The organism is Citrobacter sp. TBCS-15 (assembly GCF_005280815.1).
In the GTDB taxonomy this organism is placed as follows: Bacteria; Pseudomonadota; Gammaproteobacteria; order Enterobacterales; family Enterobacteriaceae; genus Citrobacter; species Citrobacter werkmanii.
The window spans coordinates 727639-748217 of the sequence record NZ_SZWK01000292.1; the positions used below are offsets into that span (position 1 = coordinate 727639).

The following is a 20579-nucleotide window of genomic DNA, read 5'->3' on the forward strand; positions in this document are numbered from 1 at the left end:
GTGCGACGCGCGAACGATCCGCTACGGCGGGAAAAGATAGTTCAGGCCACCCTGGCGGCGGTAATCGCCTACGGTGTCCATGGGGTTACGCACCGAAAAATCGCCATGATTGCCGGGGTACCGCTGGGTTCAATGACCTATTACTTTTCGGGAATAGATGAGCTTTTAATGGAGGCGTTCGGGCGCTTTACTGACACGATGTCTCAGCAGTATCAGGCTTTTTTTGCCGACGTTGCGGATGCGCAGACAGCCTGCCATGCCATTACCGAGATGATTTACAGCTCCCAGGTTACGACGCCCGATAATATGGAACTCATGTACCAGTTGTATGCTTTCGCCAGTCGCAAACCGACGTTGAAAATGGTGATGCAAAACTGGATGTTACGCAGTCAACAAACGCTGGAACAGTGGTTTGAACCGGTAACTGCGCGGGCGCTGGATGCATTTCTCGAAGGAATGACGCTGCATTTTGTTACCGACAAAAAACCGCTGTCGCGGGAAGAGATTCTGATGATGGTGGAGCGTATTGCCGGATTGCCGCAGAGATAAAATCATCAAAATGGTTTGTCGAGGCGGGTAATGGCCTGACGTAAAAAATCAACGACTTTCACCGCCTCTGTAGTCAACGGTCGGGCGGCTTTTTTTACCGTCCCGACATCCATATAAGTAATAAAATCATCAATCGTTCTGTGCATGACGCGCAGACCATCCAGTGACCACGGGCGATACACCAGGTCGGATAAAATAGTTATTCCTCTGCCTTTTGCAACCAGGCTTCTTATTGCTTCAAAAGAGTTGCTGCGAAAACTGATATTGGGCGTATAGCCACGCTGCTGCCAGTAATCGATGATTACGTCAGGGTACTTATCTGTTTCCAGCAGTAAAAATGGTAGCTTCTCGACGTCTATTAAACGGATTGATGCTTGGCTCTGTAGCGGATGCCCAATAGACGTCCACAGGCGGCGCTGTGAACGAATAAATGTTTCGATCTCCAGGTCGTTATCATGGCTGATATTTGAGGTCAGAAGCAGGCAAAAATCGACCTTGTGTTCCCGTAGCGCCTGTACCAGTTCCGGTGCAGTAGCTTCATAAAACACGATCTCCAGCAAAGGGAAACGTCGTTCAATATCGTTGAGTATATCGGGGATAAGATAGGCAGAGAGCGTTTCGGCAATGCCTATGCGCACCGTGCCGGTGAGAATTTCACTCCTGTCATGCAGGGCGGCAATAGCCGAGTGGCTGCTGTTGATGATGTTGCAGGCATGTGCCAGAAAGCGCTCGCCCTCGGCGGTGAGCTTCACGCCTTTGGGGTAACGTACAAATAGCTGCACGTCTAATGCTTCCTCCAGATTCCGCATGGCAATGGTCATTGATGACTGAGAAATATGACAGCGCGCAGCAGCTTTGGAAATTTGTAATGTTTCTGCAAGTGCGATGTAAAACTCAAGTTGTCTTAGCGTAAATTTCATAGTTTTAATCTATGCAGATGGATAAAAACGTTATATTAGCATTCATTCTCACGCCGCCGTAGCCTTGTGGTCATACCGTACAACTGGCAATAAGGCGCAAATATGCCCTATCTTTTACTCAGTCTGGCTGCCTGTTTTTGGGGTGGGAATTATGTGGTTGGTCATCTATTAGTCGCTGAAGTTGATCCCATTGTTTTATCAGCGGCACGCTGGATATTTACCGCGTTATTATTGATGGCGCTCTATTTTCGTCAGGTCGCAGAGCAATGGCCGGTGATGAAAACATCCTTGGGTACCATCGTCTTCCTCGCACTTTGTGGTCAGGTTCTTTTCCCCTTAACGCTGTATATCGGCCTGCAATATACAACCTCGCTCAATGCGGCGATTTATATGTCCACGACTCCGGCGCTCGTTCTGTTAATCAATAAGTTCTTTTTTAAAGAGCGGATTTCTGCGCGAAATATAGCAGGTGTGCTCCTGAGCACTGTTGGTGTAATCTGGCTGGTTTCGCAGGGCGATATGATACATACGCGGGTATTTGCACATCTGAATCAGGGCGATGTCTGGACCATGGGGTCGGCGTTAAGTTGGGCTGTATATTGTGCCTTTTTGCGCATTAAACCGCGTGAGGTGAAGGGAAACGCCTTTGTCGCCGTGAGCGCGCTGCTCGGTGCGATGGTGCTTATTCCGGTACTGTCTGTGGAGCTGATGCGCAATGGTATGCCGGGCTGGGATAGCTATGCCAATACAGGCGTTATTACTGGGCTGGCATACCTTGTCATTTTTCCTTCCTGGCTGTCATATCTGTTATGGAACAAAGGGATTAGCGCTATTGGCGCAACCCGCGGAGAGATCTATTCGCACTTGATCCCACTGAGTGGCGGATTATTTAGCGTTATGTTTTTGCATGTCACCCTGCATTCATATCATCTGGTGAGCGCGTTGGTTATTATGTGCGGTATAGCATTGTGTTCCCGCCCGAGTGCAAAAAAAGGCTCGCAGCAGCGCACGGCGTGAAAAGCGGGTAAATTAGCTTACGGTTGTGCCCCCGGTAATATTTACCACCGTGGCGGTCATTGCTCCGGCATGGTCTGAAGCCAGAAAGGTTGTAACCTCAGCGATTTGTGCCAGCGTAGGCAGGCGTCCGATCATGGTGCCTTGTGCTGCACCGCTTAACCATTGTTCGACGGTTAAACCCATTGACTGCGCTTTCGCGGTGAAAATCTCCCCGGTATAGGAACCGGCCGCTACCCCATCCATAATCGCATGCGAGCGCACGCCGACGACACGAATGTTTATGGGGCCCGTCTCGCTGGCAAGCGCTTTAATAAATGCTTCTGTTCCTGCACAACCGACGATGTGGCCGAGATGCCCAGGCATCGCCATCGGGGCTGCGGGAGCAACGATGGTGAGAATGACGCCAGCTCGATTGCCGCCCATGTGTGGCGTTACGGCTTTTGCGATATTGAACTGCGCCGCAAGGAAAGGGGTGATACCACTCATAAACTCAGAGAGGGATAATGCGTCGATGCGCTTGCCCTGTTCATGCATAAAGCCGGTCGCGTTAACCACCACATCAATTCCACCGATTTGCTGTACCAGGCGGGTAACTTGTGTTGAGGTGTCGTGCTCGTCGAGCACATCGGTGATAAACGTATCGACGGTACCCCCCGCCATTCGCAGGCGACTGGCCGCCCAATCAAGCTTTTCCTGACAGCGAGCGCCCAGGTATACATGAGCACCTTCGCGCGCCATCGCCTGTGCAACCGCGCTACCAATAGCGCCGCTGCCACCGAAGATCACCGCAACCTTTCCAGTAAGCAACATAGTAAACTCCCGTCACCTTTAAGCACCGATTAAAAGTATGTGCCATAACCGGCGTGCTGCAAATTTGGGGAGGAATTACGGGGAGAAGGGGGGATAGCAAATTTCAGACAACAAAAAACCCATTTATGTAAACGGGTCAGTGAAAACAATGAGTTACAAGGTAATCAATAAGTTAGGTTAGTGGTAAGGAGTGGCGATTACGGGGCAATGCCAACCGCTGCCGCCACTTTGTCGCCATTTGGCAGGGTAGCCAGCGGGTTGAAGCGCAGGGCGGTTTCAAGATGGTCTGGTGCCAGATGAGCATAGCGCATGGTCATTTTAATGTCGTGATGACCCAGGATTTTCTGCAGGGCAAGTATGTTCCCACCCGACATCATAAAGTGTGCAGCAAAGGTGTGGCGCAGAACGTGGGTAAGCTGTCCGCGTGGAAGCACGATGGAGGTTTTCTCCATGACTGATAAAAACTGGAAGTAGCAGTCCGTAAAGAACTTGAAGCCGTCCAGGGCAATGATTTCTTCGTACAGCTCTTTGCTGATCGGGATACTGCGGTTCTTTTTGCCTTTGGTTCTGACGAATGTGATTCGGTACTTTGTGACCTGGGAACGGGTGAGATTTACAGCTTCGCGCCAGCGTGCACCAGTACTCAGGCATATCTTAACGACTAGGGCGAGCAGGGGACTTTGGCGGTTGCAGTCGTACAAAAGCTCAGTAATTTGTTCATGTGTCAGCCAGGCCATCTCCTTTTCTGCGATGGTGAATTTGCGCATGTTCTCCAGCGGGTTCGGCGCTGTCCATTCACCTAGTCGGGCCAGTTCGCTAAAAACGCCGCTAAGGTAACTTTGCTCAAGGTTGATAGTTACCGGGCTGGCACCTTTCTTCCACTTGTCGCTGAAGTAAATTTCACCCGTTAGGCGTTTATCGCGGTAATGCGCGAACAATTTGGAGCTGAGATCTGTAGCGAGGGGGTTTTCGAGTGCATCGACCATCAAGAGCAGCTTGTCGTAAACATGCTCTCCAGCAGTAAGGGATTTGCCGTGCAGTTTGAACCAGAGTTCAACGACATCTTTCAAAGTCCGACGGTCTACCGATTCACCCAGCCAGGGCTTAGCCTCTGTCTCATCCATCGTGTGACGTTCAAAAGCCAATGCTTCACCTTTGGTGGAGAACTGCTTACGGACACGCCGTCCGCTACGTCCGGCGGGGTAGCATTCGCATATCCATTTACCTGTGTCGAGTTTTCGTACTGCCATAAAAAAGCCCTCATGTCTGAGGGCTAAATTTAACTGTATGTTTGAACAGTAGTCAATGTTTGATAACTATTAGATAAAACATTATCATTCATTTTTAACTGCTTCATTTAACCCAGCTTCAAAACTTGATATTTTAAAATTAACAAGTTCTTTAATAGAATGGCAAATATTCATTAAATCATGTATCTCGAAATTATCACATTTTCTCAGAACATCATCATTAGTTGATATATTAATTAAATTCATTACATCTTCGGCATTGAACTTTTCGTCATGCAAAATATTTTGAAATGTTGTTTGTATTACTTTGTAATAGCTATTAATATTTTCACTGTTTGAATGTGTAAGTTGATATAAATGTCTTATTTGTAGATATAATTCAAGCACTCTGTCTTTGAATAATTCTTCATCACTTTTAGTATTGTTAGAAAACTCATTCTCAAACTGGGATGTTAATTCTTCTTTTTCCTTCGGATCAATAGTCAGAGTCTCGGTTTTTTCAATTGCTTTTTTTAGTATTGGCCTCAGTGTATTTGTAAGGCGAATTACTTCATCAAGATCTTGTTTTGTAAAATCTCTATTATGAGCAACTTTGCATCTGAGCCGATATAAAATACTCCAGTTTTTTATTATAGTGTCAGCATTTGCTTCGATGTTTGACTCAAAGAATTTTTCCCAGTTTGTTCTGGGAACGATTTTTTTCAATTCTGAGAATATATCACCATTAATGTCTTTAAATTCAAGCGGGGTTAATTTTCGGATCAAATCTGTTATTTCAATCTCTCGGTAAGATTTGAATATAAAGTCAGATAGTTCGATGAAGTCAACTTGATACATTAAATTATGTTCATTATATTCCGTGTTTTTTTCGGATTTTTTCAATGCTTCTGAAAATTCCTTCGGCACTGAATCTTTTGTCCAAGACAATCCAACGTTATGTATCATGAATTTTGTTATTAACTTTCTCATTAAATTTTCAATTTCATGGATTAATGGATAAGCCTGAATTGAGTAATATTTGCTTATGTCATCCCAAATAATTTGAGTGCTACCTAAGTTACTTTCGCTAGATATTTTTTTGAATAGTCTGGTTAATTTTGAGAAAATGATTAAATTATCTTCACTAACGTCGCTTAGTGTTAATTTTACAGAGATAGTTTCTTTATTGCTTCCATATTCTGATATATTATATTTAAATGACTGTTCTTTGAATTTTAATTCTTTTGGTGAAAATATGACTTCCTCACTGGCCTCAATTATTTTTTTATAGGCTGACGGAGAGCGTCCAAAGGAAGTATCTTTATTCACTATTAATAACATCTCGACTATACATTCATCCATTAAATAGCTCCTCGTTTACGTGATTTATTTTGCTAAGATTTAAGTTTTACTTATATTTATTTATATTCAAGACATGCCATCACGATTTTTGCGATCATTATTATATCTTCTAACGCGCATTCGAAAGGAGATATACCACCTTCCACATGAAGGCGCCTGCCAGGCAAGCGTGTAATTGTTCTCATTGATATTTCACCATCAATATTAACAATCCATTTTCCATCACGGACATCATCATATTCAATATCACAAATGTATTTGGAACTATCAACAACAACAACCATCGGATTTTTTAGAGCTTTAGGTAGAAAATTTACATCAAAAACATAAGACCCTTCAGGACAAAGTTCACCATCATAAAGAATTTTTAGCGGAAGTTCTTTTGTGTTTTCATTTTGTGAACCTTCTTTGATTCCGTAGCCATTAGTCAGCCAGCTCAATGACGTACCTGTCTCTAAGGCGCACTGAATAACCCATTCCGCAGGGAAGGAGTCGCGCATATAGCGTGTCGCCAAAGTACTCTTTGAAATCCCTAAATGGTCGCACAAAGCTTGTCTTGTCTTGAAGCCATAGGCTTCAACCATACGTTCTATGGCACCACGGCCGCCTTTTTCCAAATTCATGGTCACTCCAGGTGAACTTTTATCTTGACGATTTCATGATGTGATCGTATGTTTGTTGTGTTCACAAAATACAAACGATCAGTATTCATCCTGATTAATCATTGCTAAACGAGGAATGTTGCATCATGAGACCTAACATTTCAATCACTCTAATCACCCCCCACGTCACTATCGAAAGATATAGCGAACTCACTGGGTTATCTATCGACACAATCAACGACATGCTTGCGGATGGTCGACTACTTCGTCATCGCCTACGTAAGGACAAAAAGCGTGAAAAAGTGATGATTAACATTGCTGCAATGACAGTTGATGCACTTTCTGATTGCGACGTGACTATCAACTAGTTCCATTTTGAGACCTCACGAAGGAACTGGCTATGTTTGACTATCGAGTTTCAAAACATCCGCATTTCAATGAAGCCTGCCGAACCTTCGCTTTACGTCATAACATGGCGAAGCTGGCAGAACGTGCAGGTATGAATGTTCAAACCCTGCGCAACAAGCTTAATCCGGAGCAACCGCACCAGCTCACTGCGCCAGATATCTGGCTGCTGACCGATCTCACAGAAGACTCAACATTAGTTGATGGTTTTCTGGCGCAGATCCATTGCCTGCCATGTGTTCCGGTAAACGAAGTTGCAAAAGAGAAATTACCGCATTACGTCATGAGCGCTACCGCAGAAATAGGTCGTGTTGCTGCCGGTGCTGTCTCTGGTGATGTGAAAACTACCGCAGGCCGTCGCGATGTAATCAGCAGCATTAATTCAGTTACACGTCTAATGGCACTGACCGCGGTTTCATTGCAGGCGCGTCTACAGGCAAATCCAGCGATGGCAAGTGCGGTGGATACCGTGACTGGCCTCGGTGCCTCGTTTGGTCTGATCTGAGGTGGTTATGCTGACGAAAGAACCTTCATTTGCATCACTGTTGGTTAGGCAAAGCCCGGCAATGCACTGTGGTCATGGTTGGATTTACTTACCTGATGGGAAAAAGTGGCATCCGTGTATTGAACAGTCTCCCCGGCAGCAGGCTGTCCGGGGAATAGGTAAAAAGAGATTGCTACAACGTTTAAGGATTAACGTGGCAGACAGCCCGCAAACCAGGCGAAAAGCTTTTCCTGGACGCTGAGCTTAGTGTCGTCAGAGCGACCACATGCAATAGCAGTTCTTTTGTAGGCAGGATTTAACAAAGAACCGAAAGGTGCGGAGTCAGAGTGATGCAGCATTTTCAATTTTTGTGCAATCAGTTCCGGGGTCAGTTCATCCACGGCATAAAGCAATTCTCCGTACTGGCGGCTTTGCACGCTGGCCCGCTCGGAAATAATCGCGGGTTGCCACACAAGTTGAATTGTTGCGATTACAACAACAGGCAAAGCGAACAACCATTCCAATCCGGTATCAGCAAATACTGCAGTACCGCTAATAATTTGGATAGCAGTCATCAATTTGTCAGCTCTACCATGAAACGTCGCTGTCATAAGCTCAAGGTAATAGCAGTAATGCAACTGGAAATATTCGGAGCTTTGTCTAGTCATGCCGGATTCCTATTTTTTATCTTGCCCCGGTTCTGGCTTAGGTGCAGGGGCAGGACGAGGCAATACATGGAAGTTGTCAGAGTCTGACATCAGGTTTCTCCTTCGAGGGGTAGATGATTGTTGGCGCAAATAGTCTACCACCAAGGCACGCGCCGGGCGTGTGAAAAGATTCCCGGCACAACTTCAAATAGGTATATGTACGACGAGACAGGAGGGAGTAATGGCTATTGATGGCCCGGCGGCAACTGTTCCATTAAGCCCCGGTAAACGCCTGGACGGGCTGAACCATATTGCGGAATTACGCGCAAAAGTGTTTGGACTGAATATTGAGTCGGAGCTTGAAAGGTTTATTGAAGATATGCTTGACCCAAGGGACGTTAACAATAAACAAAATGAGAGGGCGCTGGCAGCCATATTTTATATGGCAAAAATTCCGGCAGAACGTCATAGCATCAATATTAGTGATCTGACTACTGACGAAAAGCGGGAACTGATTAAAGCAATGAATCATTTTCGTGCAGTGGTGAGCTTATTTCCAAAACGGCTAACCATGCCGAATTAATCCACAACAGAAATTAATGGCGTAAACCCGCCGGGCATTCCTTTGCCCAAATTCAGGAGACATAACTATGCGAAACATTGAAACACGTATCACCAAGACCGGACCAGATGATGCAGGCCTCAATCTGCTGCTTACTGAGGCGCGTATAGATGAGCGCAAGGATCGTGCTTTAGCCGTTTCAATCCGAATGGAAGCGTTGGCGATTCATATTCTGCAGAAGGAAATGAACGGGGTGGAGGCTGCAGAGCTACTGCGCCGCGAAGCTGCGCGCTGTGAAGCGGAATCTCGGGGGGACTGGCACTGATGGCTGATTCAATGGACCTCGTGCAGCAGCGCGTGGAAGAAGATCTCCAGCGCCACATCCACAACGCCCGCGCCAAAGTGCCGGGCGTTTCCCGTGTTCTCTGCGTTGATTGCGATGCACCAATCCCGTCAGCTCGCCGCCGAGCCATCCCGGGTGTGCAGTGCTGCGTTACCTGTCAGGAAATTGCAGAGCTGAAAGGCAAACACTATAGCGGTCGTGCTGTATGAACAGCATCGATCCGCGCTGCTTCGCTGCCAGCACCATCAATACCATCAGTATTTCAGGTGGCAAAGATAGTCTTGCACAGTGGCTAAGAGCCATTGAAAACGATGTTCCGCATATCTCTGTCTTTGCTGATACGGGCCATGAACACCCGCAGACGATGGAATATCTGGATTATCTGGAATCAAAGCTGGGCAAGGTTATCCGCGTTAAAGCCGATTTCACGCGCCAGATAGAAGGGAAACGTAAATTTATTGCGGAAAAGTGGCCCGTTTCTCTGGTTCAGGAATGCGGTATGTCGCCGGATGAGGCTGCAGAGCGTATCCATCGGGCACTGGAAATCCTTAAACCAACCGGCATTCCGTTTCTTGATTTGTGCATGTGGAAAGGCCGTTTTCCTTCAACAAAAGTTCGTTTTTGTACTTTTGAGCTGAAACATGAGCCGGTGCGTACGCAGGTGATCGTCCCGGCTCTGGATGAATACGACGAGGTAATCAGCTGGCAGGGCGTCAGGGGACAGGAATCCCCAGAGCGTGCTTTGCTGCCTGAGTGGGAGGAAGACGCAGACGATACACCGGGCCTTCATGTTTATCGTCCGATCCTCAACTGGCTGCATGAAGATGTGTTCGCTCTTGCCAGACGCCATGGTATTAAGCCTAACCCACTTTATCTGCAGGGCTGCAGCCGTGTCGGGTGTATGCCATGTATTCACGCCCGCAAGTCTGAGCTTGCAGAAATTTTCCAGCGCTGGCCTGAAGAAATCCGCCGTGTGGCTGAATGGGAGAGGATGGTTGCGGAAAGTTCACGGCGTGGCAATTCAACATTCTTCCCGTCCACGCATGATCCGCGCCGTGCTGAAAAACGCATTGAAGTCATTACCGTTGATGCTTATGGCATTGAGTCTTATCGCGACTGGGCCTTAACCACTCGTGGCGGTGTGCAGTTCGATCTGCTGGCAGGCATGAATGATAAGGCGGTGTGTAGCAGTGTTTATGCGGGAGTCTGCGAGTGACGGAAATCAGTACAGGCCGTCTTGCCGCCACATTTGTAACTGAAAATCCCGGTAGCGTTGAGAATGTTGCCGGGCCTTATTCGTGGAATTTGCCCAAACAAGCGGTTAACCCGTATCTGGACCCGGCGGAAGTTGCGCCGGAGTCTGCGCTTTCAAACTTCATCACTCTGTACGCTGCGGATAACGAGCAGGAGCATCTGCGCCGTGAGGCGCTGAGTGATAAGGTTTGGGAACGCTATTTCTTCAATGAATCCCACGATCCTGTCCAGCGTGAAATGGAGCAGGATCGGCTGATTAGCCATGCCAAAATGGCCCGCGAACAGCAGCGAGTTAATCCTGATTTGGTGATTATTGCCGATGTAAGCGCCGCGCCTGCCCATATCAGCAAACCTCTGCTGGAACGGATTAAATACTTCAATACTCTAGGGCGTCCGAAAGCGTATTCCCGCTATCTGCGCGAAACTATCAGACCGTGTATTGAGCGGCTGGAACGCGTGCGGGACAGCCAAATGTCCGCCTCGTTTCGGTTTATGGCGAGCCATGACGGACTGGAGGGGCTGCTGATTCTGCCTGAAATGAGTCAGGATCAGGTCAAACGTCTGTCCACGCTGGTTGCGGCACATATGAGCATGTGCCTTGATGCGGCCTGCAGTGATCTGTTTGTTGCCGAAGATGTTAAACCAGAAGAGATCCGCAAGGCATGGGAAAGGGTTGCTGCAGAAGCCATGCGCCTTGAGGTCATCCCGCCTGCCTTTGAGAAGTTGCGCCGCAAAAAGCGCCGCCGCAAGCTGGTGCCTTATGAGCTTATCCCGCCGTCGCTGGCGCGCATGCTGTGCGCGGACTGGTGGTATCGCAAATTGTGGCAGATGCGCTGCGAGTGGCGGGAGGAACAGCTGCGAGCCGTCTGCCTGGTCAACAAGAAAGCGTCCCCGTATGTCAGCTATGAAGCCGTGATCCACAAACGCGAGCAGCGCCGCAAATCGCTGGAGTTCTTCCGCTCACATGAGCTGGTCAACGAAGACGGTGACACGCTGGACATGGAAGATGTGGTGAACGCCAGCAACAGCAACCCGGCACACCGCCGTAATGAAATGATGGCCTGTGTTAGAGGGCTGGAACTGATCGCGGAAATGCGCGGAGACTGCGCGGTGTTCTATACCATCACCTGCCCGTCACGCTTCCACGCAACCCTCAACAATGGCAGGCCTAATCCGAAATGGACCAGCGCCACTGTCCGGCAGAGCAGTGACTATCTGGTTGATACATTCGCCGCTTTTCGCAAGGCCATGTACAAGGCCGGGCTGCGCTGGTACGGCGTCCGCGTTGCAGAGCCGCACCATGACGGCACCGTGCACTGGCATCTTCTGTGCTTTATGCGCAAAAAAGACCGTCGTTCCATCACTGCGCTGCTGCGTAAGTTTGCCATCCGTGAAGACCGCGAGGAGCTGGGCACCAATACCGGGCCGCGCTTCAAGTCCGAACTAATCAACCCACGCAAGGGCACGCCGACCAGCTACATCGCCAAATACATCAGTAAGAACATCGACGGGCGCGGGCTGGCTAAAGAAATCAGCAAAGAAACCGGCAGATCACTGCGTGACAGCGCCGAGCATGTCAGCGCCTGGTCGTCGCTGCACCGTGTCCAGCAATTTCGTTTCTTTGGTATTCCGGGGCGTCAGGCATACCGCGAGCTGCGTTTGCTGGCAGGTCAGGCGGCGAGAGTACAGGGCGAACGCAAAGCGGGTGCGCCGGTACTGGATAATCCGCGTCTGGATGCGGTACTGGCAGCTGCGGACGCAGGTTGCTTTGCCACCTACATCATGAAACAGGGCGGTGTACTGGTTCCCCGCAAACATCACCTTGTCCGCACGGCTTATGAGCTTAACGACGAACCGAGCGCCTACGGAGATCACGGTATCCGTATCTATGGCATCTGGTCCCCGATTGTAGAGGGCAAGATTTGCACGCACGCGATGAAGTGGAAAAAGGTTCGTAAGGCCGTTGACGTTCAGGAGGCGGCAGCCGACAAGGGGGCTTGCGCCCCTTGGACTCGTGGCAATAACTGTCCCCCTGTTGAAAAGTTGAACCAATCAGGGGGAGATTTACCTGAAACCAGCGAGCCGGAGGCGCTACCGGATCTCCATAATCTGAGCGCGAAGGAACGGCGGGAGCTGACTGCGCGGCTAAGATTGGTAAAACCGAAGCGGCGGAAAGGATACAAACAGCAGATTAGCAATCATCAGCGCCAGCAGCTTGATGCTGAACTGAGGTCTAGGGGATTTGATGCGAGTGATACCGAGGTGGAGCTGCTTCTGCGTGGTGGCAGTATCCCGTCCGGGGCCGGGCTGCGTTTGTTCTACCGAAATCAGCGCCTGCAGGAAGATGATAAATGGCGGCAGTGGTACTAAGAGAGCTGGAATGAGGCTATCTATTAATCAAAGGGTTAGCTGAGTAAAAAACTATTTCAGCTTTAAATACATATGATGTACTGTATATATAAACAGTAATATTGGGAGGGAGTTGTGAACGATTTGTTCATGGAGTCACTTGCACTGCAACGGATAGAACTTATGGCCCGACTGGTCGCCAGCTCAGATTGTAGCGATGACGACAAGGAGGTGGCGATCTCCTGGCTGTCGGAGTTGACGAGTGATCTGGTTACTAGGCTAAATGAGTACGGAGTAAGGCAAGATGAAAGCACGCATTAGTGATTTTGCACCGTGGGAATCTCCCTCCCATACAGCATACGGCGACTTGATAACGCAGTGCATGTCTATGGTGCATGGATTCGCATGATCCAAAAAGGATCGCAACGGGTCGGGACCGCCAGAAATGGCGCGCTCTCCGACCCGTCATGCACCTGCATGAAAACCACTACACAAAGCGGGCAGGCGTGGCGGGGATACGAGCGCGCGCTCGTACAAAAAATAGTAATGCTAAGCAATTGTTGTTTTTGTCTAACACGTAAAGTAAATTAACTATCTATTCATCTATATGTCTAGGGAATGATTATATGAATTTTGATGCAACCCCATTAAATATTAAAAATATACTTTCTGTTAAACAGCGGTATGTAATCCCTCGGAATCAAAGAGAGTTCAGTTGGGAAAAATTACAACTTGATGAACTGTGGCAAGATATAATAAGGAATATAAAAATAAATTCCAAAGGCGATGCCTTTGAATTCAATGAATACTTTATCGGGACAATAGTACTATCTGGTGCTGATAGTGATGATGTTTTAGAGGTTGTTGATGGTCAGCAGCGCTTTAGTGTTATTACAATTTTACTTTCGCTGATTTCTAGGCTTCTAAGAAAAAATGGACAGGAAGAATTTGCTGATGATATTTTCAAAACCTATATCGTAACAGCAAACCAAACTTTTAACAGAAATTCTGTCAGTTCCGGTGGCGATTCAGTAGTTGAGAAGCTTTCTAAGAATAGTGATAGAGCTTTTTTTAAGCTTAAATTCCAAGATAAGCTTGAGCATAAGGCTTGTGTGACCTGTGACGAAGATAAAAAGATTCTATATGCCGGATTGTATTTAAGCCGAAAGCTCGGAAAGAAGGCTTTATGCAGTTCATTATTACGTGACGGTGCAGATAAGTACAAAAAGGAAGATTATCTTTTTTGTCTGCATGCTGTTTATAATATGGTTACCAATTATCTTAAACTAGTAAGGATATCTGTCGGTAAGGAAGATGATGCGTATGATATTTTCGAGGTTTTGAATGCAAGGGGAATAAACTTAAGTTCTATTGATTTAATAAAAAATAAAGTTTTTCAGAGCTGTGTTGAAACATATCCAGTAGATAAGGCTAAAGAAAAATGGGATTATATTACTAGCTGTATTGAGGCTAGGGATAGTAACTCCACAATGGTTGATTATGTTAGATGTTGGTGGCTTTCTAAATTTAACTATATAGGCGAAGACCAATTGTATCGAGCTTTCAAAAGAGAGCTAAATGAAGGTGTCTCTGGATTGACTGCAACATCATTTTTGGATGAATTGCATAAAGATGTTGATTTATATTGTAAGATAATTTCCCCTGATGTTGATGATTGGCCTCAGCAGGATCAACGAGGTATATTTAATTCTCTCAAGGCGTTTGAGATATTTAATGTTTCAATTCCCCGCCCGTTCATTTTATCACTGCTGAGAAAAAGGAGAGATAAGTCGAGAAGCCTTTCGCAAAAGAGTTTAATCGAGTGTCTTGCATGTTTGGAAAGATTCCATTTTAGATTTAATGCCATTTGTCGCTTAAGGCCATCAGGTATAGATGCTAAGTATTCAGTGTTAGCAGTTAGCCTTGATAAAGCTGCTAATAAACGTAGCGTTGATTTAACTATTAATGATGCAGTCTCGTATTTTTCTACCAAAAGTCCAAATGAAAAAATATTCAACGAGGCATTTATCAAGAATTTATTTTATACAAATAAGAAAGCATCGCAGCGTAAACTCATAATGTATATTTTTGAGCGTTTTGAGAAAGGGTTACGTGGGACCAATGAACTAAAATTAGATTTGGTTTCCCTTGAACACATAGGTGCGCAGAGTAGTTTTGATTCTGAGGTTGTTGGACTGATGGGGAATCTTCTTCCTCTTTGTTTTACTTTAAATGAATCATGTAAAAATGATGATTTAAGTAAAAAAATACCTGAGTATAAGAAGTCAAATCTTAGGTTGGTTAATGAGTTTATAGATGAGGTTTCCACGGATGTGGGGGTATGGAATCCTCAGAAAGTTAAGGATAGAACATTATCTATGTCGGCGAGAGCATATAATCTAATCTAATAAACTGGGCGCTTATGTTAAGCGCCTTGTTTCTAAATTATTCCTGAACATTTAAGGTATAAGCTTCAAAGCGGATCACTTCCTCGCCCAGCCAGTCGTTAAGCTCCTGCAGTCGCTTCTGCAACGGCATCAGCTCGTTGCGGACAAAGACGCGGCTGGCCTTTTCCACATCACCAAAGCCACCGGTATTGTTGGGAATAATGCCCATCATCTGCGGTGGTACGCGGTGCGCTGCCATCATGTCATCGCGGCTCACGTTCTTGATGTTCAGAAATTCATCTTTAGCCGCAACTTCCGACAGCGGGATGATCTGGATGCCGTCCTTTTTGCCGTTGGGCGAATACATAAACAGGTTGCGGAAGTTGCCCGGCCCTTTGGCGCTTTTCATTGCCTGGCGGATGTTGTTCACGTCCTCCTGATTCTGCGCTGCGTCGGTCATGTACATGATGAAACCCGCGTGGCTGCCGTTGATGTAATACTTTCGGCGGAACAGCGTTGCGGACTCGTTGAGAAGGGTTGATGGGATGGCGGAGAGATAGCCGGGCAGCCCGTAAATCTCCTGATTAATATCCGGCTCCAGCAGATGAAATATGTTGCCCTGCGTAAATTCATAGGGCTGCGTGGTCAGGCCGTACTGCACAAACCAGTAGGTGTCGAGGTCCACGCCGCGCCGTGTGTATTTCGCCAGTGCTGGCTCCAGCGACAGAACGCCGCCGAGGCGGTTGGTGCGCTTTTCCAGATAGGCGTTACCGAACACCAGATAGTCCTGGACGAAACGGGAAAAAGCCTGCTGGCTGAGCAGGCGGTGCGGGATGTAAGTACTGCTGAGAATGTCACGCTTAACGGCAATCGGTGAGCTGTGATGCACGGCGGCGCGATAGGTACGTGCCAGCCCGTCAAAACTGACCGGCGGTTCATACCAGCGATCTATCTGCACGCACTCCACATAATCCAGCAGCTCGCGGCGGTCCAGTACCGGAATGGGATCGCCAAAGCTGAATGCCTCTGCAGATACACCGCTTTTGTGTTGTACGTTGTGCTCAGCGGCTGCGCGGTTTTTCTTACGTTTGCTCATCAAAAAATCTCCACAATATTGCTGGTATTGGCGGATTCGCCCTGCAGCGGTTCGTTAAATAGGGCGTGCATTGTTGCCCAGGCCAGATCGGCGTGGCTGGCTTCTTCGCTGCGACTGGCTTCGTAGGTTGGGCGGTTGCCGCTGGCGGTGGTGGCCCGGCGGATAGCCATAAAGGACTGCGCAATGTCGGTGTGCCCGGCATCAAACTCCAGACGGCGGTGGCTGATAATGTCGTATGCCTTGAGCACCAGGGCGTTTTTGACGTTGGGGTTGTAGACAAACTCCCGCACGGCAGGAAAGAACGCTTTTACGTTCTCATAAACACCGTGCCCGACGCCGGTCGAGTCGATGCCGATATAGGTCACGTTGTACTGCTGCGTCAGCTTTTTGATAGCGTCCGCCTGGGCGCGAAAGTCCATCCCGCGCCACTGATGACGCTCCAGAATGCGGAACTTTCCGCCCGGTACAGTGGGCGGAGCCATAACCACACAACCTGCGCTGTCACCGTTCTGCGTACCTTTCGCAGGGTCATAGCCGATCCAGACTTCGCGCCAGCCAAACGGGCGCAGTGCCAGCGCCTGAAAATCGGTCCAGACTTCCCAGCTGTCCACCATGCACGCCTGCAGCTCGCTGAGCGGGAATACTGACGCCAGATCGTCAATAAATTCGCACATCAGCAGGTTCTGGTATTCGTCCGGGCTGTACTCCATGCGCAGCTGGTCGAGGTCGAACAGGTTACAGCCGCCGCGCACCGCATCCTCCACGGTGACGATCTGGCGGTACTGTCCGTCAGGGCAGAGCAGGCCGCGCGCAAGGTTGCTGTGGGTCAGGTCAATATCCACCTTGTCCGCTTTGGCACGGCCCCGGTTAAACAGCGCGCCGGACCAGAACGGATAGGCGCTGTGGGTCAGGCTGGACGGCGTGGAGAAGTAGGTTTGTCGCCATTTCTTGTGAATGGCCATACCGGAGGCCACCTTGCGCAGCTCCTGGAATTTCGGAATCCAGAAATATTCATCAAGATACAGGTTGCCGTGGTAGCTCTGCGCCGTACGGGCGTTGGTGCCGAGAAAGTACAATGCTGCGCCATTGGGTAGCACCATGGGATCGCCTTTCAGTTCCACTTCAACTTCTTTGGCAAAGTCGATGATGTACTGCTTAAAAACGTGCGCCTGTGCCTTACTGGCAGAAAGGAAAATCTGGTTGCGTCCGGTCAGCAGGGCGTCAATTAGTGCTTCACGGGCAAAATAAAACGTGGCGCCAATCTGGCGCGATTTGAGCAGATTGCGGATGCGGTTTGTTTTCCCGGCTTCAAACCAGTGGCGCTGATAGTCGAACATAGAGGCGTGGAAGACTTCTTCCAGCTTTTCGATCTGTTCGTCGGTGAAAACGTTCTTTTCCGGCTGCCTGCGCGGACCTTTGTTACGGTTGGCTACTTTCGGGTTTAAATCTGCTTCGTTCCCGCCGTCGTTAAATTTTCCGATTCGGGCGTGGCGCTCTGACTGGCGCGCCAGCAGGTCAATTTCCTTGAAGTCTTTCCCTTCTTTCTGCTCCTTCATGATGAGCTGGCAGTAACGTGCGGCGGTGGTGAGCTGCATCTGATCAAGCGGACCATAGTCGCCCCACTTGTCGCGTTTTTTCCAGCTGTGAACGGTTGCAACTTTTTCGCCCAGCATTTCAGCAATGCGGGCTACGCGGTATCCCTGAAAGTACAGCAGCATGGCCTGCCGACGGGGATCGAGGTCTGCGGGGGTCAGTGTCGTGTTCATGGCCCAAACATACGGCCTTGGGTGGCGGCTTTCCCCGGCTGCGGTTTGTGTGGTTTACCGTACAAATACAGCGCGTTGTCTCACTCCCCCCATCACCGCAAACATAAGGCTCCAGTAAGTTTTCTAACGGAGCACGGCTCATGACAGTGAAAGCAAAGCGTTTCCGTATCGGGGTGGAAGGTGCCACCACTGACGGGCGCGAGATCCAGCGTGAATGGCTGGAACAGATGGCTGCCAGCTACAACCCGACGGTCTACACCGCGTTGATTAATCTGGAGCACATCAAGTCTTATTCCCCGGACAGTGCCTTCAACCGTTACGGCAAAGTGACGGCGCTGGTTGCAGAGGAAATCCAGGACGGTCCGCTGGCGGGCAAGATGGCACTTTACGCAGATGTTGAACCGACGGACTCCCTGGTGGCACTGGTGAAAAAAGGCCAGAAGCTGTTTACCTCCATGGAGGTCAGCCCGAAGTTTGCCGACACCGGTAAAGCCTATCTTGTAGGACTGGCGGCTACTGACGATCCGGCGAGCCTCGGCACTGAAATGCTGGCATTCAGCGCCAGCGCCGCGCATAACCCGCTGGCGAACCGTAAGCAGAACCCTGAAAACCTGTTTACCGCTGCCGAAGAAACGCAGATCGAACTGGAAGAAGCCCAGGACGAAAAGCCGTCCCTCTTTGCCCGCGTCACCGCGCTGTTCACCAAAAAAGAGCAGACAGACGATGCGCGATTCTCTGATGTGCATAAAGCCGTGGAACTGGTCGCCACCGAGCAGCAGAACCTGAGCGAGCGCACTGATAAATCCCTGTCCGATCAGGACCAGCGCCTTTCTGAGCTGGAGTCCTCCCTGCAGGAGCAGCAGACCGCCTTTGCCGAGTTACAGCAGCAGCTGAGCCGTGAAGACAGCCGCAAAGATTACCGCCAGCGCGCGCCGGGCGGTGACGCACCGGCAGGCACCCTGACCAATTGCTGATGGAGCATAAAAACCGATGAAAAAGAAAACACGCTTTGCCTTTAACGCTTACCTGCAGCAACTGGCGCGCCTGAACGGTGTGGAGGTTGAAGAACTGTCCAGCAAGTTTACCGTGGAGCCGTCCGTGCAGCAGACGCTGGAAGACCAGATCCAGCAGTCCGCCGCTTTCCTGACGCTGATTAACATCACGCCGGTCACTGAGCAGTCAGGGCAGTTGCTGGGGCTGGGCGTTGGCAGCACCATTGCCGGAACCACCGATACCACCACCAAAGAGCGCGAGCCTACCGATCCGACGCTGATGGAAGACGTGGAATACAAATGCGAACAGACCAACTTTGATACGGTGCTGACCTACGCAAAACTGGACCTGTGGGCCAAGTTCCAGGACTTCCAGGTGCGTATCCGCAACGCCATCGTCAAGCGTCAGGCGCTGGACCGCATCATGATCGGCTTCAACGGCGTGAAGCGTGCCAAAACGTCCAACCGTGCTGAAAACCCGCTGCTGCAGGACGTCAATAAAGGCTGGCTGCAGAAAATCCGTGAAGACGCGCCGGATCATGTCATGGGTAGCAAAACCGCAGAAGACGGCACCACTACGGCGGAGCCGGTAAAAGTAGGTCCGGGAGGTAAGTATCTAAATCTTGACGCGGTGGTGATGGATACCGTCAATGAGCTGATCGATGTGGAGTATCAGGATGATGACGAGCTGGTTGTCGTCTGCGGTCGTGAACTGCTGTCCGACAAGTATTTCCCGCTGGTCAACAAAGAGCAGGACAACAGCGAGAAAATCGCCGCCGATCTGATCATCAGCCAGAAACGCATGGGCGGCCTGCAGGCTGTGCGCGCGCCTTTCTTCCCGGCGAATGCCCTGCTGATCACCCGTCTGGATAACCTGTCGATCTACTGGCAGGAAGACACCCGCCGCCGTTCTGTTATCGATAACCCGAAACGCGACCGGATTGAAAACTTTGAATCAGTCAACGAGGCGTATGTGGTCGAGGACTACCGCTGCGCGGCGCTGGTAGAAAACATCGAAATCGGTGATTTCAGCGCGCCTGCCGCACCGGAAAGTAGGGAATAACGCATGAGCCTGAGTCCCGCACGGCAGCACCGCCTGCGCATTCAGGCTGAACAGGCCGCCCGTGAGGGCGGCAGTGTTCGCCATGCGTCGGGCTATGACCTGATGCTGCTGCAGCTGGCAGAAGACCGCCGCCGCCTCAAGGGCGTCCAGTCCACGGTGAAAAAGGCGGAAATCAAGGTGGAACTGCTGCCGAAATATTCCGCCTGGGCGGAGGGCGTGCTGGCTGCCGGAGGTGCGCAGCAGGATGATGTGCTGATGTACGTAATGCTGTGGCGTATTGACGCCGGTGATTATGCCGGTGCGCTCGAAATCGGGCGCCATGCGCTGCGCCATGGCTGGGTGATGCCTCTGGGCAACCGTAACGTGCAGACCGTGCTGGCAGAAGAAATGGCAGACGCGGCGCAAAGCGCTCTGCTTGCCGCTGCCGGTTTTGATGCCGATCTGCTTCTGCAGACGCTGGACCTGACCATCGATCTGGATATGCCGGACCAGTCGCGGGCGCGCCTGCATAAAGCCATCGGCGCTGTACTGAGCGAAAGCAACCCGGCGTCTGCCCTGAATCACCTTAACCATGCGCTGCAGCTTGATCCCCGCTGCGGTGTGAAAAAAGAAAAGCAGCAGCTGGAGCGCAGACTGCGCAATGACAGCCGCTAACGAACGTGCCCCGCGCACGGGCGGCACGGGATGGCGAAAGGCACTGCCACATCAAAATTCCGTCCACCGCCCACTTATTCAGGAGAAA

General features: G+C 49.6%; 22 protein-coding genes. 14 read left to right on the plus strand and 8 right to left on the minus strand.

Features of this window, described 5'->3' with window-relative positions:
- Nucleotides 1–549, plus strand: a complete 549-nt coding sequence (locus FDW96_RS21105) for a TetR/AcrR family transcriptional regulator (protein ID WP_137366234.1) — start codon at nucleotides 1–3, stop codon at nucleotides 547–549.
- A 5-nt stretch (nucleotides 550–554) separates the two neighbouring features.
- On the opposite strand, the gene FDW96_RS21110 is transcribed toward FDW96_RS21105, so the two are convergent.
- Nucleotides 555–1469: a LysR family transcriptional regulator gene (locus tag FDW96_RS21110; RefSeq protein ID WP_137366235.1), complete on the minus strand. Its 915-nt coding sequence runs from the start codon at nucleotides 1467–1469 to the stop codon at nucleotides 555–557.
- A gap of 102 nt (nucleotides 1470–1571) precedes the next feature.
- Here FDW96_RS21110 and FDW96_RS21115 point away from each other — a divergent pair, with 102 nt between their 5' ends.
- Nucleotides 1572–2486, plus strand: coding sequence for a DMT family transporter (locus tag FDW96_RS21115; RefSeq protein ID WP_137366236.1), 915 nt, complete (start codon nucleotides 1572–1574; stop codon nucleotides 2484–2486).
- Nucleotides 2487–2498: 12 nt separating this feature from the next.
- Here FDW96_RS21115 and FDW96_RS21120 read toward each other — a convergent pair whose 3' ends face one another.
- From FDW96_RS21120 to FDW96_RS21140, 4 genes are all read right to left on the minus strand, one after another.
- The gene (locus tag FDW96_RS21120) at nucleotides 2499–3296 is read right to left on the minus strand and encodes an SDR family NAD(P)-dependent oxidoreductase (protein ID WP_061381883.1); all 798 of its coding nucleotides are present in this window, start codon (nucleotides 3294–3296) and stop codon (nucleotides 2499–2501) included.
- Nucleotides 3297–3493: 197 nt separating this feature from the next.
- Nucleotides 3494–4546 (minus strand): tyrosine-type recombinase/integrase, encoded by a 1053-nt coding sequence (locus FDW96_RS26310; protein WP_137366237.1) that lies wholly within the window; start codon nucleotides 4544–4546, stop codon nucleotides 3494–3496.
- Between the two features lie 84 nt (nucleotides 4547–4630).
- The gene (locus tag FDW96_RS21135) at nucleotides 4631–5887 is read right to left on the minus strand and encodes a HEPN domain-containing protein (protein WP_137366238.1); all 1257 of its coding nucleotides are present in this window, start codon (nucleotides 5885–5887) and stop codon (nucleotides 4631–4633) included.
- Between the two features lie 56 nt (nucleotides 5888–5943).
- Nucleotides 5944–6510 (minus strand): phage repressor protein CI, encoded by a 567-nt coding sequence (locus tag FDW96_RS21140; RefSeq protein WP_137366239.1) that lies wholly within the window; start codon nucleotides 6508–6510, stop codon nucleotides 5944–5946.
- Nucleotides 6511–6635: 125 nt separating this feature from the next.
- Here FDW96_RS21140 and FDW96_RS25465 point away from each other — a divergent pair, with 125 nt between their 5' ends.
- The 3 genes from FDW96_RS25465 to FDW96_RS21155 are packed head-to-tail and all read left to right on the plus strand — an operon-like array spanning nucleotide 6636 to nucleotide 7640.
- Nucleotides 6636–6857 (plus strand): regulator, encoded by a 222-nt coding sequence (locus FDW96_RS25465; protein WP_137366240.1) that lies wholly within the window; start codon nucleotides 6636–6638, stop codon nucleotides 6855–6857.
- A gap of 32 nt (nucleotides 6858–6889) precedes the next feature.
- Nucleotides 6890–7399: a phage regulatory CII family protein gene (locus FDW96_RS21150; RefSeq protein ID WP_137366241.1), complete on the plus strand. Its 510-nt coding sequence runs from the start codon at nucleotides 6890–6892 to the stop codon at nucleotides 7397–7399.
- Between the two features lie 7 nt (nucleotides 7400–7406).
- Nucleotides 7407–7640 (plus strand): phage filamentation protein Fil family protein, encoded by a 234-nt coding sequence (locus FDW96_RS21155; RefSeq protein ID WP_137366242.1) that lies wholly within the window; start codon nucleotides 7407–7409, stop codon nucleotides 7638–7640.
- Here the strand turns inward: FDW96_RS21155 and FDW96_RS21160 are convergent.
- Complete coding sequence (locus FDW96_RS21160; RefSeq protein ID WP_137366243.1) at nucleotides 7588–8046, minus strand: hypothetical protein; 459 nt, start codon at nucleotides 8044–8046, stop codon at nucleotides 7588–7590. The two genes, FDW96_RS21155 and FDW96_RS21160, sit on opposite strands and share 53 nt — an antisense overlap.
- 220 nt (nucleotides 8047–8266) lie before the next feature.
- Here FDW96_RS21160 and FDW96_RS21165 point away from each other — a divergent pair, with 220 nt between their 5' ends.
- The 6 genes from FDW96_RS21165 to FDW96_RS21200 all read left to right on the plus strand — a co-directional run bounded on the left by FDW96_RS21165 (nucleotide 8267) and on the right by FDW96_RS21200 (nucleotide 14941).
- Nucleotides 8267–8608, plus strand: coding sequence for a DUF5347 domain-containing protein (locus FDW96_RS21165; RefSeq protein WP_137366244.1), 342 nt, complete (start codon nucleotides 8267–8269; stop codon nucleotides 8606–8608).
- 67 nt (nucleotides 8609–8675) lie between these two features.
- Nucleotides 8676–8912, plus strand: coding sequence for a DUF2732 family protein (locus FDW96_RS21170; RefSeq protein WP_137366245.1), 237 nt, complete (start codon nucleotides 8676–8678; stop codon nucleotides 8910–8912).
- Nucleotides 8912–9139: a TraR/DksA family transcriptional regulator gene (locus FDW96_RS21175; protein WP_137366246.1), complete on the plus strand. Its 228-nt coding sequence runs from the start codon at nucleotides 8912–8914 to the stop codon at nucleotides 9137–9139. Before FDW96_RS21170 ends, FDW96_RS21175 begins: the two co-directional genes overlap by 1 nt.
- The gene (locus tag FDW96_RS21180; protein WP_137366247.1) at nucleotides 9136–10146 is read left to right on the plus strand and encodes a phosphoadenosine phosphosulfate reductase family protein; all 1011 of its coding nucleotides are present in this window, start codon (nucleotides 9136–9138) and stop codon (nucleotides 10144–10146) included. The genes FDW96_RS21175 and FDW96_RS21180 overlap by 4 nt, the downstream gene beginning before the upstream one ends.
- A gap of 89 nt (nucleotides 10147–10235) precedes the next feature.
- Nucleotides 10236–12554, plus strand: a complete 2319-nt coding sequence (locus FDW96_RS21185) for a replication endonuclease (RefSeq protein ID WP_252362881.1) — start codon at nucleotides 10236–10238, stop codon at nucleotides 12552–12554.
- A 605-nt stretch (nucleotides 12555–13159) separates the two neighbouring features.
- On the plus strand, nucleotides 13160–14941 hold the full coding sequence (locus tag FDW96_RS21200) for a DUF262 domain-containing protein (protein ID WP_137366250.1): 1782 nt from the start codon (nucleotides 13160–13162) through the stop codon (nucleotides 14939–14941).
- A 37-nt stretch (nucleotides 14942–14978) separates the two neighbouring features.
- Here FDW96_RS21200 and FDW96_RS21205 read toward each other — a convergent pair whose 3' ends face one another.
- Both FDW96_RS21205 and FDW96_RS21210 read right to left on the minus strand, forming a co-directional pair.
- Nucleotides 14979–16016: a phage portal protein gene (locus tag FDW96_RS21205; RefSeq protein ID WP_137366251.1), complete on the minus strand. Its 1038-nt coding sequence runs from the start codon at nucleotides 16014–16016 to the stop codon at nucleotides 14979–14981.
- Nucleotides 16016–17782, minus strand: a complete 1767-nt coding sequence (locus FDW96_RS21210) for a terminase ATPase subunit family protein (protein ID WP_137366252.1) — start codon at nucleotides 17780–17782, stop codon at nucleotides 16016–16018. The genes FDW96_RS21205 and FDW96_RS21210 overlap by 1 nt, the downstream gene beginning before the upstream one ends.
- Before the next feature lie 140 nt (nucleotides 17783–17922).
- Here FDW96_RS21210 and FDW96_RS21215 point away from each other — a divergent pair, with 140 nt between their 5' ends.
- Genes FDW96_RS21215 through FDW96_RS21225 form a run of 3 tightly spaced genes read left to right on the plus strand, consistent with a single transcriptional unit; the run spans nucleotide 17923 to nucleotide 20491 of the window.
- A complete protein-coding gene (locus tag FDW96_RS21215) occupies nucleotides 17923–18756 on the plus strand; it encodes a GPO family capsid scaffolding protein (RefSeq protein WP_137366253.1) in 834 nt (277 codons plus the stop codon).
- 16 nt (nucleotides 18757–18772) lie between these two features.
- Nucleotides 18773–19837, plus strand: coding sequence for a phage major capsid protein, P2 family (locus FDW96_RS21220; protein ID WP_137366254.1), 1065 nt, complete (start codon nucleotides 18773–18775; stop codon nucleotides 19835–19837).
- 3 nt (nucleotides 19838–19840) lie between these two features.
- Nucleotides 19841–20491 (plus strand): terminase endonuclease subunit, encoded by a 651-nt coding sequence (locus FDW96_RS21225; protein ID WP_137366255.1) that lies wholly within the window; start codon nucleotides 19841–19843, stop codon nucleotides 20489–20491.
- The last annotated feature ends 88 nt before the right edge of the window (nucleotides 20492–20579 follow it).

Excerpts from the sequence above, each read along its gene's own strand:
- FDW96_RS21150 (WP_137366241.1), top strand. The coding sequence starts at position 6,890 with ATGTTTGACTATCGAGTTTCAAAACATCCGCATTTCAATGAAGCCTGC.
- FDW96_RS21210 (WP_137366252.1), bottom strand. The coding sequence starts at position 17,782 with ATGAACACGACACTGACCCCCGCAGACCTCGATCCCCGTCGGCAGGCC.
- FDW96_RS25465 (WP_137366240.1), top strand. The coding sequence starts at position 6,636 with ATGAGACCTAACATTTCAATCACTCTAATCACCCCCCACGTCACTATC.
- FDW96_RS21215 (WP_137366253.1), top strand. The coding sequence starts at position 17,923 with ATGACAGTGAAAGCAAAGCGTTTCCGTATCGGGGTGGAAGGTGCCACC.
- FDW96_RS21120 (WP_061381883.1), bottom strand. The coding sequence starts at position 3,296 with ATGTTGCTTACTGGAAAGGTTGCGGTGATCTTCGGTGGCAGCGGCGCT.
- FDW96_RS21225 (WP_137366255.1), top strand. The coding sequence starts at position 19,841 with ATGAGCCTGAGTCCCGCACGGCAGCACCGCCTGCGCATTCAGGCTGAA.
- FDW96_RS21170 (WP_137366245.1), top strand. The coding sequence starts at position 8,676 with ATGCGAAACATTGAAACACGTATCACCAAGACCGGACCAGATGATGCA.
- FDW96_RS21165 (WP_137366244.1), top strand. The coding sequence starts at position 8,267 with ATGGCTATTGATGGCCCGGCGGCAACTGTTCCATTAAGCCCCGGTAAA.
- FDW96_RS26310 (WP_137366237.1), bottom strand. The coding sequence starts at position 4,546 with ATGGCAGTACGAAAACTCGACACAGGTAAATGGATATGCGAATGCTAC.
- FDW96_RS21175 (WP_137366246.1), top strand. The coding sequence starts at position 8,912 with ATGGCTGATTCAATGGACCTCGTGCAGCAGCGCGTGGAAGAAGATCTC.
- FDW96_RS21205 (WP_137366251.1), bottom strand. The coding sequence starts at position 16,016 with ATGAGCAAACGTAAGAAAAACCGCGCAGCCGCTGAGCACAACGTACAA.
- FDW96_RS21135 (WP_137366238.1), bottom strand. The coding sequence starts at position 5,887 with ATGGATGAATGTATAGTCGAGATGTTATTAATAGTGAATAAAGATACT.
- FDW96_RS21110 (WP_137366235.1), bottom strand. The coding sequence starts at position 1,469 with ATGAAATTTACGCTAAGACAACTTGAGTTTTACATCGCACTTGCAGAA.
- FDW96_RS21140 (WP_137366239.1), bottom strand. The coding sequence starts at position 6,510 with ATGAATTTGGAAAAAGGCGGCCGTGGTGCCATAGAACGTATGGTTGAA.
- FDW96_RS21180 (WP_137366247.1), top strand. The coding sequence starts at position 9,136 with ATGAACAGCATCGATCCGCGCTGCTTCGCTGCCAGCACCATCAATACC.
- FDW96_RS21155 (WP_137366242.1), top strand. The coding sequence starts at position 7,407 with ATGCTGACGAAAGAACCTTCATTTGCATCACTGTTGGTTAGGCAAAGC.
- FDW96_RS21200 (WP_137366250.1), top strand. The coding sequence starts at position 13,160 with ATGAATTTTGATGCAACCCCATTAAATATTAAAAATATACTTTCTGTT.
- FDW96_RS21220 (WP_137366254.1), top strand. The coding sequence starts at position 18,773 with ATGAAAAAGAAAACACGCTTTGCCTTTAACGCTTACCTGCAGCAACTG.
- FDW96_RS21160 (WP_137366243.1), bottom strand. The coding sequence starts at position 8,046 with ATGACTAGACAAAGCTCCGAATATTTCCAGTTGCATTACTGCTATTAC.
- FDW96_RS21115 (WP_137366236.1), top strand. The coding sequence starts at position 1,572 with ATGCCCTATCTTTTACTCAGTCTGGCTGCCTGTTTTTGGGGTGGGAAT.